Consider the following 13847-nt stretch of genomic DNA (forward strand, 5'->3'; position numbering starts at 1 on the left):
TACCCGATTCGGCATTGATAATTTATAATAACATGATATAGTTTTAAATACTCATTATCAAATTTTGGATGGAGTGAAGCTGCAGATTGGCGGATAAAGAATACTTTACACATTTATGATAAAAATAAGACAAATGTGTGTTTTTTCACTAAAAACGGTGTAATATCACCATAATTTCATTGATATTGCCAATTTTTGATTTGTGATAATTAGAGCAACTAACTATAATGGTACATATTGAATATCTTTCATTGATTGAATTTTCACATTGAAGTTTGAAATTTCACATTAATGAAAGCCTTTTTATAAAAAAGTTTGGAGGAGTTTATAATCGATCAGTTAATAGGTATAGGACTTTTACTGTTGATTTTGGTGTTTTTCAGCCTGTTTACATATTATGCGCCGTACGGCAGCGAAGTGATGAGCGCTTTGGCTGCAGCTGCAATTGCGACGTTCCTGGTGGAAGCGCTTCAGGGATATGTGATAGGTGATATTTTTGCGTTGGATTTCTTTAAGGAGACGGGCACGGTCGCCGGGACATTATCGGGCGTCATCGTTGCCATGCTCGTAGGTCTGAAAATGGGCGTAAATCCTCAGAACTCTGCAATACTTGCAGTCGCTTTCGGGGAAATCGGCCTGATACCTGCATTATTTGCAGCCTACCTGGTTGCGTTTCTTATAAAATTCTTACAGGAGAAAGTATCTCTCGGAATGGATTTCATTCTGGTCATCCTTTTTGCTGTACCACTGGCAAGATGGTTCGGCCAGCTGATCACACCGCTTGTTGACGGATCATTGCTGAGGATTGGTGCGATCATTGAACTTGCCATGGATGCAAGCCCGTTGATCATGGGACTCATGCTCGGCGGAATAGTGACAGTCGTTGGTACATCACCACTCAGTTCCATGGCATTGACAGCAATGCTCGGCCTGACGGGTGCACCGATGGCAGTTGCCGCTTTATCCGCATTCGGTTCAGCTTTCATGAACAGTACATTGCTCCACAAGCTTAAGATCGGGGAACTGAAATCGGTCATTTCAATTGCGATTGAACCATTATCGAAGGCCGATCTGGTCACGTCAAACCCGATACCGATTTATACGACGAACTTTGTCGGCGGTGCCTTGAGCGGGATTATCATCGCATATTCCGGCATGATTAATAATGCGCCCGGAACAGCAGCCCCTACACCTGGACTGCTCGTGATGTTCGGATTCAACCCTGCAGGCCAGGTACTGCTCTATGCAGCTATCTGTGCCGTCATCTGTTTCCTGGTGGGCCTTGCCGGAAGCTATGCTTTCAGGAACTTCCCTATCAAAAACAGTGAAGTCCTGCCGGCGGATCAGAGCTTTGCAAGTGCCAAGTCAGCGAAGAAATATTAATGAGTCAATGATTGGAAGCATACAGGTATTTGGCCTGTATGCTTCTTTTTTATGCAGGCCGCCGGAAACTAAATGATATTATATTGAAATTGAAGCTGATATAATATTTTCGAGGAGTGATATGTATGTCGATATATGATATCGAGGTTAAAAAGACGGATGGCACCACTTATAAGCTTGAGGAATATAAGGGACGGCCCATGCTGATCGTCAATACAGCAAGCAAATGCGGTTTTGCAGGCCAGTTCGACGGTCTTGAGAAACTGTACCAGGATCATAAAGAGGATGGCCTCGTCGTTCTTGGTTTCCCAAGCAACCAGTTCGGTAATCAGGAACCGGGCAGTGCTGAAGAGGCTGAAGAAAGCTGCAGGCTGAACTACGGAGTGACGTTTCCGATACATGAAAAGATATATGTCAACGGAGAGGATGCACACCCGCTCTATGATTATTTGAAGTCTTCCAAAAAAGGGTTGTTTACAGATAATATAAAATGGAACTTCACTAAATTCCTGGTGGATAAAAATGGGGAAGTGGTGGAGCGGTTCTCACCTAAGACCAAGCCGGAAAGCATCGAAGAGGATATAGAAAAAGTTTTATAATGGTATGCATTACAGTCGGTAAATGCATGATATCAAGGCTTCAGGCCCTCAAGAACTTTGGCTGTAATGCTCATGTATCATCTATGAAATACTGCCTCCATTAAAAAAACATGCTGATGTTTCACGGGAAACATCAGCATGTTTTGATTATTTGTAAATATAATTGATGACTTCGATCGCCTGGTCCACGGTCTCCACCGTGACATCCGCTTTGTTGGATAATTCCTTCAGCGCATGGATTGCGCTTTCAGGTCTGATGATGATCAGCGGCTTTCCAAGGTTTATAGCTGTAGTTGCGTCCATCGTCGTGTTCCATTGCTTATATTTCTCACCATATAATGCAATGACGAAGTCTGCCTTATTCATCAGGACACTTGTTCTGAAATTGTTGATGCTGGATGCGGCATCATCTTTGTAGTAGGAACCGGGCTGTTCACCAAGTATGTTTTCACCGATATTGTCCGACAGGTCATGATCGGTCTGCGGACCCACGAAATTCAATTTGAGGCCTTTTTCTTTTGATTTCTGAATAACTTCTCCGCGCCAGTCATCATGAATCTGCCCTGCGAGATAAACTGTAAACTCCATCAATCATTTCCTCCTTAAAACTCATGTTATACATACTCTACTATAATTATGGTAACATATGAATTGAAATGAATCGTTTGATAAGGATGTGGCATAATGAAAGTTGCACTGTTTGATTTTGACGGTACACTGTACCCGGATGAAACATTTGATATTCTGATTGATAAGATTAAAGGCCATCCTGACTATAAAAATATCTATAAGAAATTTTTCAGAGACTTCGCTCCCATTTATATCGGCTACAAGATGAAGCTTGTGCCTAAACTGACAATGCAGAACAAAGCATTGGAAAAATATATCCAGGCATTCAAAGGAATGAACCAACAGGAAATAGAGAGGTTTTTCCATGAGATTGCAGAAACGATGGTAGCTGACCTGCGCCCTGATCTTGTCGGCCGGCTGCGGAAGCTGAAGCAGGAGAACTATTATATCGTTTTAGTGTCCGGTGCATTTATGCCGTTGCTGGAAGGTGTGTTCAAATCGGAGCATGTCGATCATATATTCGGCTCGGTCATCCATTACACGAATGGAAAACTTGATCATAAGAAACGCTTCAGCAGACTGCATTCGGATAAGAAAGTCGAAATGCTCATGAACCATTTCAAAGACAGTAAGGTGAACGTCGACTGGAAGAACAGCATGGCCTTCAGTGACAGTTATTCGGATATAAAGATGCTGGAATTGGTGGGTAATCCGGTTGTCGTGGAGCCGGATGAAAAGCTGTTGAAGGTAGCAACGGAAAAAAATTGGCAAATATACAACTAAGGAGTGTCTAATAATGGATTTGACAACAATTGATGAACACGAATTATACCCGACTGAAAAGCTCGGACCTGCACTTCAGGGTACTTTATTGTACAAGGTCGGAGAGCAGACGGAGTTTGAAGGCGCCTATATCACAACAAGTGAACGTCTCATCATGAGTGTGGATATGAACGGTGAACCATACAAGCGTGTATTCAGCTACCAGGACATCGTCAGTGTCTTCGTGGAAAGGGATGCTTTATTCCTCGAATTCCCGCAGGGTATGGGTAAGATGGCGATGGTTAATATCACTAAAGGCGACAGAGATGAATTTGTCCAGTTCGTTGATGAAAAGTTAAACTGATTAAAAGAGTCCTGGTGAGGGCTCTTTTTTAATTAGTATGTCACATTGGATAATCTGTATGACCTTATCATATGAAAACCCTTTAATCATTCGGGCAAAAGGAGTATAATGTATTAATGATAAAAGATTCAAAAAATACGACCTTCTGTCATTGATATGTCGGAAAGGGTCAAAGTATTCAAAAGGAGAGCTCGAACAGTTATGAGTCATTCAAATGATAAAAAAGAGATCATCTTAATCGGCAGCGGCATTATGAGCGCAACGCTCGGCACCATGATCAAACAGCTTAATCCTGATTGGAAGATCAAGGTTTTCGAAAGATTGGACAGCCCTGGGCAGGAAAGTTCGGATGCATGGAACAATGCAGGGACAGGCCATTCCGCCTTATGCGAGATGAACTACACACCCGAGATGGCGGACGGATCACTCGATATAAGCAAGGCTGTGAAAATCAATGAACAGTACCAGATATCGAAGCAATACTGGGCATTCCTTGTAGAACAGGGGATACTGGAAGCGCCTGAGAATTTCATAAAACTCGTTCCGCATTTAAGCTTTGTGGAAGGCTGGAAAAATGTGGAATTCCTGAAAAAACGGGTTGAAAGCCTCTCAAAGAATCCATTATTTGAAGGCATGGAGTTTGCGGATGATTATGAAACTCTGGAAGAGTGGCTGCCGTTGATGATGGAAGACCGTGTACCGGGACAGGAAATTGCTGCAACGAAGATTGATACGGGGACAGACGTCAACTTCGGTGCCTTATCACGCAAATTGATCTCCCTCATGGAAGAGGAAGGTGCCGAGGTCCACTACAACCACAGCGTCGAGAACTTCAAGCAGAGGGATGACGGCAGATGGCAGGTGGAAGTCGAAGATCTGGAGACCGGCCAGAAAGAATTCCATATCAGCGATTTCGTATTCATCGGTGCTGGCGGCAACAGTCTGCCGCTGCTTCAGAAGACAGGCATAGAGGAATCCAAAAATATCGGAGGTTTCCCTGTGAGCGGCATGTTCCTTGTATGCAAAGATGAAGAGATCGTCAACAAGCATAATGCCAAAGTATACGGAAAGGCGAAGATTGGAGCACCTCCTATGTCGGTGCCTCATCTTGACACCAGATATATAGACGGAGAAAAAAGTCTTTTATTCGGACCATTCGCCGGATTTTCTCCAAAGTTCCTTAAGACAGGATCATATTTTGACCTCATCAATTCTGTGAAGCCTTATAACGTGTTCACAATGCTCTCAGCGGGCGCAAAGGAACTTGGGTTGACCAAATACCTCATACAGCAGGTGCTGCTTTCCAATGAAGCACGTATGGAAGAATTGAGGGAGTTCATACCAAGTGCAAAAGACAAAGACTGGGAGCTGACCGTAGCCGGTCAGCGTGTACAGGTGATAAAGGATACGGATGAGAAAGGGAAGGGGACATTGCAGTTCGGTACCGAGGTTATAACGTCATCGGATGGCACTGTAGCTGCGCTTCTCGGCGCCTCTCCCGGGGCATCCGTATCGGTGGAAGTGATGCTGGATATACTGAAGCGTTGTTTCCCTGAAGAGTACAGAGGCTGGGAAGATAAAATCAAAGAGATGATTCCTTCGTACGGCATCAAGTTGTCGGAGCACCCTGAAAAGTTTCAGGAGATACATGAGCATACTTCCGACCTGTTGAAGCTGTATTCGGATGAAGACAGTGTATTGTTGAGTTAAAAAAGAAGCGGTTCATATGAACCGCTTCTTTTTTGTGCATTCAATCAATTATGCTTTCAGCCAGTGCATTATCGAGGTCGTCCCTGATGTCTTCATACGATTCTGTCCCGACGGACAGCCGTATCAGGTGCCGGTCGATGCCTCTTGCATCCAGGGCCTCAGCCGGCATGTCTGCATGCGTCTGGGTAAACGGGAATGTGATGAAAGTCTCCGTCCCTCCGAGACTCTCAGCGAATGTGCATAATTTGACGTTTTCCAGAATCCTGCCGACATCATAGTTCTTTTTCAGCCTGAGGCTGAGCATGCCTGTGTGTCCGGAATAGAGGACTTCCTCGACAGCTGTATGATCATTGAAGTGATTCGCAAGTGCTCTTGCATTTTCCTGGGCGCGCTCAATCCTCAAATGCAGGGTCTTCAAGCCTCTGATCAAGAGGTAACTGTCGATCGGGGATAACGTAGCGCCGATCATATTATGGAAAGCGGCGAGCTTTTCGGCCAATGATTCATCTTTTACGGTCACAACGCCACCCAATACATCGTTGTGGCCGCCGATATACTTCGTCGCAGAATGCAGCACTATATCAGCACCCATTTCAAGAGGGCGCAAGAGGTAAGGTGTCAGGAAAGTGTTATCTATAATGCTTAAAATATCGTTGTTTTTTGCAATATCAATCAGTTCTTCCAGAGGCGCTCTGATCATGGAAGGGTTTGTTATCGGCTCTATGAAGAAGGCTTTCGTATTTTCACTCATATGCGCCTTGACGTCTTCAAGCTTGTTGAAGTCGACATATCTGAAAGCTATATTATACTGTTCTGTATAGAAATCAAACAGCCTGAACGTACCCCCGTATAAATCGAAGCTCACAAGGATTTCGTCCCCGGGCCTGAACAAGTTGCACACCAGCTGCACTGCTGCCATGCCGCTCGAAGTGGCAAGAGAATGGCTGCCGCCTTCCAATTTGGCGAAAGCCTCTTCAAACTGGCTCCTTGTCGGGTTTTTGGTACGTGTGTAATCAAACCCTGTCGATTCGCCGAGCGCCGGGTGCTGATACGCTGTGGCAAGATATATCGGGTTCGAGGTGGCACCGGTATGATCATTCACTAATGATAATTGGGAAAGTATAGTATCCATTAAATACCTCCGGATTCTGAAATTTGAAGATTGGAATCAATGTTATAAATAATTCGATTTAAAGTCAATAAGGTGAAGGGGACAACTTCAATCAAAGTGAAAAATTATAGTACAATTAACGCTATGAGGGCAATGGTTTGAATGCTGCATGATTTTTCAAATGATGTTCCATGAATGGTTGAAATAACGCCTAGAAAGGCTTTAAATCAATGTTCTTAAGCACTTATAACGGCGGTCGCGCATGTGTTATAATGGCGATAATTTTAGAAATAATGGATTAAAGGATGGTTATTATCCAGTAATGCCGTTATAATAAGTATTAACGTTTAAAGCGGAGGTAATGTAATGAAAGAACTCAATCAGTCTGTATATTATACGACGGCCCAGGTTACGGAACTGGTGGAACTGTCCGATCAGAATGTGAGGAAGTACGTCAGACTCCTCGAAGACAGAAAGTATGAAGTTGCAAAAGATGAGCATAACAGGAGGCTGTTTTCAGCAAATGATGTTCTGATACTCCGGGAATTGATTAAAAAAGCCAAGAAACCGGGGTATACCCTTGAGTCTGCTGCAGATGAAATCATGGGGGAAATCAATGAAATCATATCTGGTGCATCTCATAAAATGGTGCCGGCAAATGATAATGATGAAGTCAGGGAAATGTTCAGCCACGTCATTTCAAGACTGGATGATATCCAGGAGGAAAATCGTGAATTAAAGCGTAATATCCGTAACCTGGTTGAAAGGCTCGAGCGTTATGATGAGGATAACGCACAACGTTACATAGGGTATGCGAGCGCTCTGGAAAACACTGGACTGTCTGAACCTTACAAAGATGATTCCAATATGGGTTCAGCGCCTGATGAGAGTGATCAGGAAGAAGTCATCCATGCAGCTGATAAAGATGATTCAGGTGACGTTTCGGAAGAAGAAAAGAACGCTTCAATGGACGATACAAATGAATCTCCTGCCACGGATGCTGAAGATGCCAACAACAATGAAAAAAGAGCACCTTCAGTTAGTGAAACCCCGGACAGGAAGAATGTCGATATGAGTGATTACAGCAGTGCCGGCGGCTCAGGAGAGAATGCAGACGATGAACCGGCAAGTGAGGAAAAAGAAAAGTCAGATGATGCTTCACGTGATAAAGGCGGCTTCCTGGACGGCCTGTTAAAAATATTCAGGAAGTAGAGAGGTTTTAAAGACGACAGCAAAACGACCCGGAAATTCATTTCCGGGTCGTTTTTATATTCATTATATCAGATGCTTAATTCATTTAATGCACATTGCCGCATGTCACTGCAAGCAATGCTTTGATCGTGTGCATCCTGTTTTCAGCCTGATCGAAGACTTTTGAAGCCGGGCTTCTGAAAACATCATCCGTAACTTCCATTCCATTCACGCCGAACTTTTCATAAGCAAGTTTACCGACATCAGTGGCAGTGTCATGGATGGCAGGCAGACAATGGAGGAAAATAGCATCCGGATTGCCGCTCATATCCATAAGCTCCTGATTCACCTGGTATTCAGACAGCAGGTTGAACCTTTCTTCAAAAGCATCCTCTTCACCCATCGAGACCCATACATCCGTGTATACTGCATCACTTCCATACATACCTTCTGCTTTGTCAGCAGTGACTAAAAGCTTGCTGCCGGATTGCTCTGCGATATCATATGCCATTTTTTGCACGGAAAGGGCAGGTTGAAGTGATTCAGGTGCCAGTATGTGGACGTTTGCTCCAAGCATTGCGCCGGTGACGAGCAATGAATGCGCCACGTTATTCCTTCCATCACCCACGAAGGTGATTGTTTTGCCTTCATAAGTTCCGAAATTTTCTTTGATGGTAAGGAAATCCGCAAGCATCTGCGTCGGATGCCAGTCATCAGTCAATGCATTCCAAACCGGTATGTCGGAATATTCACCAAGTGCTTCGACGGTGGACTGCTCGCTGCCTCTGTAAGCAATGCCGTCGAACATGCGTCCAAGTACTTTGGCGGTATCTTCTACAGATTCCTTCGAGCCCAGCTGGATATCGTTCTTGTTCAGATATTCAACATTCGCGCCGAGCTTTGTTGCTGCGACCGTGAATGCCGAACGTGTGCGTGTCGACTGTTTTTCAAAGATCAAAGCGATGTGTTTTCCACTCATGAAACGCTGAGGAATCCCATGTTTTTCTTTGGTTTTAAGATCATCTGCAAGATCGATCAGAACTTCCAGGTCATCTTTGGAAAAATCCACTTCCTTCAAAAAACTTTTACCGTAAAACTCATTTAATTTGATTTGCTTTGCCGCCCCATGTAACCATCTCCTAAAAAGTTAATAATTCATATTATACATATAAAATGCTCATTTGCAAATAAATATTTAATAAAGTGCATAATAATTAGTGTATTATCTGTTTCTCATCGGAAATTGATTGAATTTGCATCAAAAAAAGCAGGACCGGCCGTTCAGTCCTGCTTTCTTCATTGATCGGGCATTTCTAAATCATGCAAATCATGATACCTTCGCCGTGACTCTGTCATCATCTCTTCCATTGTGGCGATATCTTCATCCTTGATTGCCCTGGAAAGCTTTTCAAGCTGGAATGTAAAGTCATCTATATGTTTCTGGAGAAAGTCTTTATTCATGATAAATAGTTCAGGCCATAATTTTTCGTTGATGTTCGTAATTCTGGTAAGGTCCCTGTAGCTGTCACCCGTATATTTCTTGGTGTTCCGGTCAGCATCATCACTGTTGATCAGGGAGATGGCGATGACATGTGCGAGCTGGCTTGTAAAACCGATGACCTCATCATGGAATTCCGGTGAAATCTCGGAAATGTTACGGAAGCCCAACCCTTTTATGAACCCTTTAAGGAATTCGATGTTTTCTTTTTTATTCCGTTCAGTGGGTGTGATCAAATAATTCGCACCTTTGAAAACTTCGCTGCTTGCATATTTCAAACCGCGGTTTTCACGCCCGGCCATTGGATGACCAAAGATGAAGTCGACTTCCGGAGGAAGTTTTTCTTCGATCTCTGCGATGATTTTCCTTTTGACGCCGGTGACATCCGTAATGATGGCATTGTCACGGAAAAGGGAATAGTACTGGTCGATGATGTCCACGATGACCCTGGGATAAACTGCAAAAATGATCAGATCCGCTTCCGGTATGATATCTTTCGGATCGGTGAATCCCTTTTTGATCAGCTGCTCTTTTTCCGCGAGTGAGAGTGCCTCTTCATCCACATCGATGGCATAGACGTTGTGGCCGCCCCCGCCCTCCCGGATGGCCTCGGCAAAAGAACCTCCAATATTTCCGAGGCCGATGATGACTATGTTCATAGAATTCCTCCAATATGATTATAATTGTGAGTATATAGTGAAATGGTGGATACGACAAGATTTTTAAAAATCTGAACATTTTAATATTTAAGGTTGACAAATAAATCACAACCCAATATAATGGCAATCAACACATTACAAATTGGAGCGGTTATCATGTTGAACTCAATTCTTCAACAACAGAATAATAATCCGTATTACTTTAGCTATTTTTGATACCGTTTGTACCCATCATTGTGTACAAACGTAAAACTCATCAAAGTTTGTATCAGTGATGGCTAAAGCATTTTGTAATGTCTAGCCATTTATAAATAAGTGGCTGGAGGCACGGACTTTTATATTATTTCACCAACTGCCACTTATCTATTTATATATAGGTGGCAGTTTTATTTTTAAAATTATTGGGAGGTTTTTGTATGATCATTCATGTGACACATGATGCAAAAGAAAGTGAGATTCAAACGCTGGTTTCGAATATCGAGAGTGCAGGTTTCCGCGCTCACCGTTCCGACGGGGAAAGAAGGACGATCATCGGTCTTATCGGTGATACATCCCGTGTAGACGAAAATGACTTCAAGAAATACAGGATAGTGAAATCTGTATTCAGGATACAGTCACCATACAAGAAAGCGAACAGACGCTTCCATGAAGATGACAGTGTCATCGATATAGATGGCGTGAAAGTGGGGGGCAGCCATTTCATGGTATGTGCCGGACCATGTTCAGTTGAGAATGAAGATGACACGGTTGAGCTTGCGAAAGCTTTGAAGGATGCCGGTGCGAACACTTTAAGAGGTGGTGCATTCAAGCCGCGTACATCCCCGTACAGCTTCCAGGGCCTTGGCATCGAAGGACTGCGCATCCTGAACACGGCGAAGAAAGAAACGGGTCTGCCAATCGTCTCCGAATTGATGGGCACTGAGCATATCGATGATTTCGTCGAAATGGTGGATGTCATCCAGGTGGGTGCACGTAACATGTCGAACTTCGACCTGCTGAAAGCACTCGGACAGACGAAAAAACCTGTACTCCTTAAGCGCGGCATGTCAGCAACAATTCAGGAATGGCTGATGTCTGCAGAGTACATCATGGCCGGCGGAAATGACAATGTCATCTTCTGTGAGCGCGGTATCCGTACATTCGAAACTGCGACAAGAAACACGCTTGATCTTCAGGCTGTACCGGTGATCCAGAAGGAATCACATCTGCCGATCGTCATCGACCCGTCACACGCTGCAGGAACAAGATATGTCATTCCTTCCATGGCGAAGGCAGCTACAGTTTCAGGTGCGAACGGACTTCAGATAGAAGTGCACCAGGATCCGGAAAATGCATGGAGTGACGGCCAGCAGTGCCTGACGCCTGCAGAATTCAAAGATCTGATGCAGCATATCAACATCCTTGCCGAAATGGAAGGCAAGACGATTACAAACGAAACAATCGTCCAAAAATAATGATTAAGGAGGAGTCCCCATGAGCAGACACGAAGAATTGCGCAGGGAGATAGATGAAATTGACCGGGAGTTAATGCGCTTGTTTGAAAAAAGAATGCAAGTGTCAGAGGAAATTGCCCAGTATAAGTACTCACGTGACATCGCGGTATTCGATTCATCGCGTGAAAAAGAAGTGATTGCCAAAAATGTATCTTTGATTGAAAAGCAGGAGTTAAAACTTTATGGTGAATTATTCATCAAAAATCTCATGGGACTCTCCAGGAAGCATCAGAACGACAGCATCAATCATATGAAAGTTTCCCAAAAATGATAAAAAAGAGCACAGGCCGCCGGCCTGTGCTCTTCTTATTTTCCAAGGTCATTCAAGTCGTAATAAGTGTTCTGGTAAGTCTCGTTCAGCCAGTTGTTGAATAAAAGGTGACCATGCGACTTCCAGTTGAAGTATGGTGGATTGTTTGAGTCATCATCCGGGAAGTAGTTATGCGGCATTCCTGTATCCAGACCTTTTTCTACATCCCTTTCATACTCGGTCCGCAGCGTATCCCTTTCATACTCCAGGTGGCCGAATATATACAAGTCCCTGCTGTCCGATGTGCTCAAAATATCCGGGCCGAAATCCGGATGGACGGACAACACTTTCAGATCCGGGTGCTGATCAAGCGTAGAGAAGTCCATCCTTGTATGCCTCGACTGGGGAACTTCAAACTGATCATCGAACCCTCTCATCAAAGGATGTGAAGGAAGGATGTTCTTATACTTGAAGATGCCGAACAGCTTGCTCGGCAGCGTGATCTTGTCGAAATCATAATAATGGTTGAGGGCGAACTGTGCGCCCCAGCAGATGAAGAACCTGGAAAACACATGAGTTTCCGACCATTTTAAAATCTCTTCAAGTTCCTCTATATAATCCACCTGGTTGAAATCGAGTTTTTCCACCGGCGCGCCTGTAATGATCATCCCGTCAAAACGTTCGTCTTTGATTTCATCCAGAGTACGGTAGAATTTCTGAAGATGACTCGTCGGCGTGTTCTTACTTTTATGTGTTTCTGTATATAAAAACTCAATATCGACCTGTAAAGGTGTATTTCCGAGCAGTCTCAGCAGATGGAGTTCTGTCTCTTCCTTTTTTGGCATCAGGTTCAATATGACGATGCGCAGTGGACGGATGTCCTGGGTCATCGCCCTGGAAGCGTCGATCGTAAAGACATTTTCCGCTTCCAGTCTTGTTTTTACTGGTAATCCTTCAATTATTTTTATTGGCATTAAATCGCATCCAGACCTTTATTGATATCCTCTATTATATCATCTATATGCTCAAGTCCGACAGAGAGGCGCACCGTCTCAGGCTTGACGCCGCCTTCCACCTGCTGTTCTTCGGTCAGCTGTGAATGCGTTGTTGAAGCGGGATGGACGACAAGTGACTTCGCATCACCGACATTGGCAAGGAGTGAGAACAGCTCGAGTGCTTCTATGAATTTCTTGCCCGCCTCGTATCCGCCTTTCACACCGAAAGTGAAGATTGAACCGGCACCTTTCGGCAGGTACTTTTCCTGGAGTGACTTATAAGGGCTGTCCTGGAGGCCTGCAAAGTCCACCCATTCCACCTTTTCATGCTGTGATAAATATTCAGCGACTTTTTGGGCATTTTCAACATGCCTTTCCATTCTTAAGGATAATGTCTCGACGCCCTGTGTGAGCAGGAACGAGTTGAACGGTGAAATCGCTGCACCGGTATCACGGAGCAGGGTCGTCCTGACCTTATATGCAAACGCCTGGTCACCGAACGTGTCCGCAAAGACGAGGCCGTGATAAGAATTGTCAGGTTCGCTCATGCCCGGGTACTTTCCATTTTTCCAGTCGAAGTTGCCGCCGTCCACGATGATTCCGCCGATGGAAGTGCCGTGGCCGCCTAAGAATTTTGTTGCAGAATGCACCACGATGTTTGCGCCGTGCTCGATCGGACGGCATAGGTAAGGTGTCGCAAAAGTATTGTCGACGATCAGTACGATACCGTTATCCTTTGCAATTTTAGCAAGTGCTTCCAGATCTTCGATGTTGCCTTCAGGGTTGCCGATCGTCTCCACGAAAATCGCTTTCGTATTATCCTTGATTTCACGTGAAACGTCGTCCGGGTTCTTTGTATTGACGAGTGTGGCGTCAATGCCGAACTTCTTTAACGTATGCGTGAAGAGTGTATGTGTGCCGCCGTAAAGGCTTGTTGTAGAGATGATGTGGTCACCCGAATCCGCAACTCCCTGGACGGCGTAAGTGATTGCCGCCATACCTGACGCGACTGCGAGTCCCGCCGTGCCGCCTTCGAGATCTGCGATTCTTGTCTCAAGTGCTGCAGTCGTCGGGTTGGTGATGCGTGTATAAATGTTGCCGGCTTCCGACAGGCCGAAAAGGTTGGCACCGTGCTCCGGATTGTCGAAAACATAGGAAGTCGTCTGGTATATCGGCAGTGCGCGTGAATTCGTCTCGGAATCGACCACCTGGCCGGAGTGCAGTTGTTTTGTTTCGAACTTGAAATCTTTAGACATGAATAA

The 13847-nt window shown here is 44.5% G+C and carries 14 protein-coding genes; 8 read left to right on the forward strand and 6 right to left on the reverse strand.

The features are described from left to right. The first annotated feature begins 330 nt into the window (after positions 1-330). The gene (locus CRN96_RS07480; protein ID WP_097041049.1) at positions 331-1383 is read left to right on the forward strand and encodes a PTS sugar transporter subunit IIC; all 1053 of its coding nucleotides are present in this window, start codon (positions 331-333) and stop codon (positions 1381-1383) included. A 125-nt stretch (positions 1384-1508) separates the two neighbouring features. Continuing rightward, complete coding sequence (locus CRN96_RS07485; protein WP_097040726.1) at positions 1509-1982, forward strand: glutathione peroxidase; 474 nt, start codon at positions 1509-1511, stop codon at positions 1980-1982. Positions 1983-2129: 147 nt separating this feature from the next. Here CRN96_RS07485 and CRN96_RS07490 read toward each other — a convergent pair whose 3' ends face one another. After that, the gene (locus tag CRN96_RS07490) at positions 2130-2570 is read right to left on the reverse strand and encodes a YtoQ family protein (RefSeq protein ID WP_097040728.1); all 441 of its coding nucleotides are present in this window, start codon (positions 2568-2570) and stop codon (positions 2130-2132) included. A gap of 96 nt (positions 2571-2666) precedes the next feature. On the opposite strand from CRN96_RS07490, the gene CRN96_RS07495 reads away from it, so the two are divergent. The 3 genes from CRN96_RS07495 (at position 2667) to mqo (ending at position 5388) form a co-directional block, all read left to right on the forward strand. Then, a complete protein-coding gene (locus CRN96_RS07495; protein ID WP_097040730.1) occupies positions 2667-3335 on the forward strand; it encodes an HAD family hydrolase in 669 nt (222 codons plus the stop codon). 13 nt (positions 3336-3348) lie between these two features. After that, the gene (locus tag CRN96_RS07500; RefSeq protein WP_097040732.1) at positions 3349-3678 is read left to right on the forward strand and encodes a PH domain-containing protein; all 330 of its coding nucleotides are present in this window, start codon (positions 3349-3351) and stop codon (positions 3676-3678) included. Positions 3679-3879: 201 nt separating this feature from the next. After that, positions 3880-5388: a malate dehydrogenase (quinone) gene (gene mqo, locus CRN96_RS07505; protein ID WP_097040734.1), complete on the forward strand. Its 1509-nt coding sequence runs from the start codon at positions 3880-3882 to the stop codon at positions 5386-5388. A gap of 40 nt (positions 5389-5428) precedes the next feature. Here the strand turns inward: mqo and CRN96_RS07510 are convergent, their stop codons facing one another. After that, positions 5429-6520, reverse strand: coding sequence for a PLP-dependent transferase (locus tag CRN96_RS07510; protein ID WP_097040735.1), 1092 nt, complete (start codon positions 6518-6520; stop codon positions 5429-5431). Positions 6521-6865: 345 nt separating this feature from the next. On the opposite strand from CRN96_RS07510, the gene CRN96_RS07515 reads away from it, so the two are divergent. Beyond that, positions 6866-7711: a hypothetical protein gene (locus CRN96_RS07515; RefSeq protein ID WP_097040737.1), complete on the forward strand. Its 846-nt coding sequence runs from the start codon at positions 6866-6868 to the stop codon at positions 7709-7711. Between the two features lie 85 nt (positions 7712-7796). Here CRN96_RS07515 and argF read toward each other — a convergent pair whose 3' ends face one another. Further along, positions 7797-8801, reverse strand: coding sequence for an ornithine carbamoyltransferase (gene argF, locus CRN96_RS07520; protein ID WP_097040739.1), 1005 nt, complete (start codon positions 8799-8801; stop codon positions 7797-7799). Positions 8802-8986: 185 nt separating this feature from the next. Then, entirely contained in the window at positions 8987-9847 is an 861-nt protein-coding gene (locus CRN96_RS07525; RefSeq protein WP_097040741.1) for a prephenate dehydrogenase, read from the reverse strand. Positions 9848-10263: 416 nt separating this feature from the next. Between CRN96_RS07525 and aroF the strand changes: the two genes are divergently transcribed. Together aroF and CRN96_RS07535 are read left to right on the forward strand one after the other, a co-directional pair. Then, entirely contained in the window at positions 10264-11301 is a 1038-nt protein-coding gene (aroF, locus tag CRN96_RS07530; RefSeq protein ID WP_097040743.1) for a 3-deoxy-7-phosphoheptulonate synthase, read from the forward strand. A 19-nt stretch (positions 11302-11320) separates the two neighbouring features. Further along, positions 11321-11611: a chorismate mutase gene (locus CRN96_RS07535; protein ID WP_097040744.1), complete on the forward strand. Its 291-nt coding sequence runs from the start codon at positions 11321-11323 to the stop codon at positions 11609-11611. Positions 11612-11646: 35 nt separating this feature from the next. Here the strand turns inward: CRN96_RS07535 and CRN96_RS07540 are convergent, their stop codons facing one another. Continuing rightward, complete coding sequence (locus CRN96_RS07540; protein WP_097040746.1) at positions 11647-12564, reverse strand: homoserine O-succinyltransferase; 918 nt, start codon at positions 12562-12564, stop codon at positions 11647-11649. Then, a complete protein-coding gene (locus CRN96_RS07545; protein WP_097041051.1) occupies positions 12564-13841 on the reverse strand; it encodes an O-acetylhomoserine aminocarboxypropyltransferase/cysteine synthase family protein in 1278 nt (425 codons plus the stop codon). The genes CRN96_RS07540 and CRN96_RS07545 overlap by 1 nt, the downstream gene beginning before the upstream one ends. Positions 13842-13847 lie beyond the last annotated feature (6 nt).

Origin of the sequence: Salinicoccus kekensis (assembly GCF_900220995.1) — a bacterium.
Classification (GTDB): Bacteria; Bacillota; Bacilli; order Staphylococcales; family Salinicoccaceae; genus Lacicoccus; species Lacicoccus kekensis.

Bases quoted from the DNA above. Each gene is read 5' to 3' on its own strand.
- CRN96_RS07485 (WP_097040726.1), top strand. From the start codon at position 1,509: ATGTCGATATATGATATCGAGGTTAAAAAGACGGATGGCACCACTTAT.
- CRN96_RS07490 (WP_097040728.1), bottom strand. From the start codon at position 2,570: ATGGAGTTTACAGTTTATCTCGCAGGGCAGATTCATGATGACTGGCGC.
- CRN96_RS07495 (WP_097040730.1), top strand. From the start codon at position 2,667: ATGAAAGTTGCACTGTTTGATTTTGACGGTACACTGTACCCGGATGAA.
- CRN96_RS07500 (WP_097040732.1), top strand. From the start codon at position 3,349: ATGGATTTGACAACAATTGATGAACACGAATTATACCCGACTGAAAAG.
- mqo (WP_097040734.1), top strand. From the start codon at position 3,880: ATGAGTCATTCAAATGATAAAAAAGAGATCATCTTAATCGGCAGCGGC.
- CRN96_RS07510 (WP_097040735.1), bottom strand. From the start codon at position 6,520: ATGGATACTATACTTTCCCAATTATCATTAGTGAATGATCATACCGGT.
- CRN96_RS07515 (WP_097040737.1), top strand. From the start codon at position 6,866: ATGAAAGAACTCAATCAGTCTGTATATTATACGACGGCCCAGGTTACG.
- CRN96_RS07525 (WP_097040741.1), bottom strand. From the start codon at position 9,847: ATGAACATAGTCATCATCGGCCTCGGAAATATTGGAGGTTCTTTTGCC.
- aroF (WP_097040743.1), top strand. From the start codon at position 10,264: ATGATCATTCATGTGACACATGATGCAAAAGAAAGTGAGATTCAAACG.
- CRN96_RS07535 (WP_097040744.1), top strand. From the start codon at position 11,321: ATGAGCAGACACGAAGAATTGCGCAGGGAGATAGATGAAATTGACCGG.
- CRN96_RS07540 (WP_097040746.1), bottom strand. From the start codon at position 12,564: ATGCCAATAAAAATAATTGAAGGATTACCAGTAAAAACAAGACTGGAA.
- CRN96_RS07545 (WP_097041051.1), bottom strand. From the start codon at position 13,841: ATGTCTAAAGATTTCAAGTTCGAAACAAAACAACTGCACTCCGGCCAG.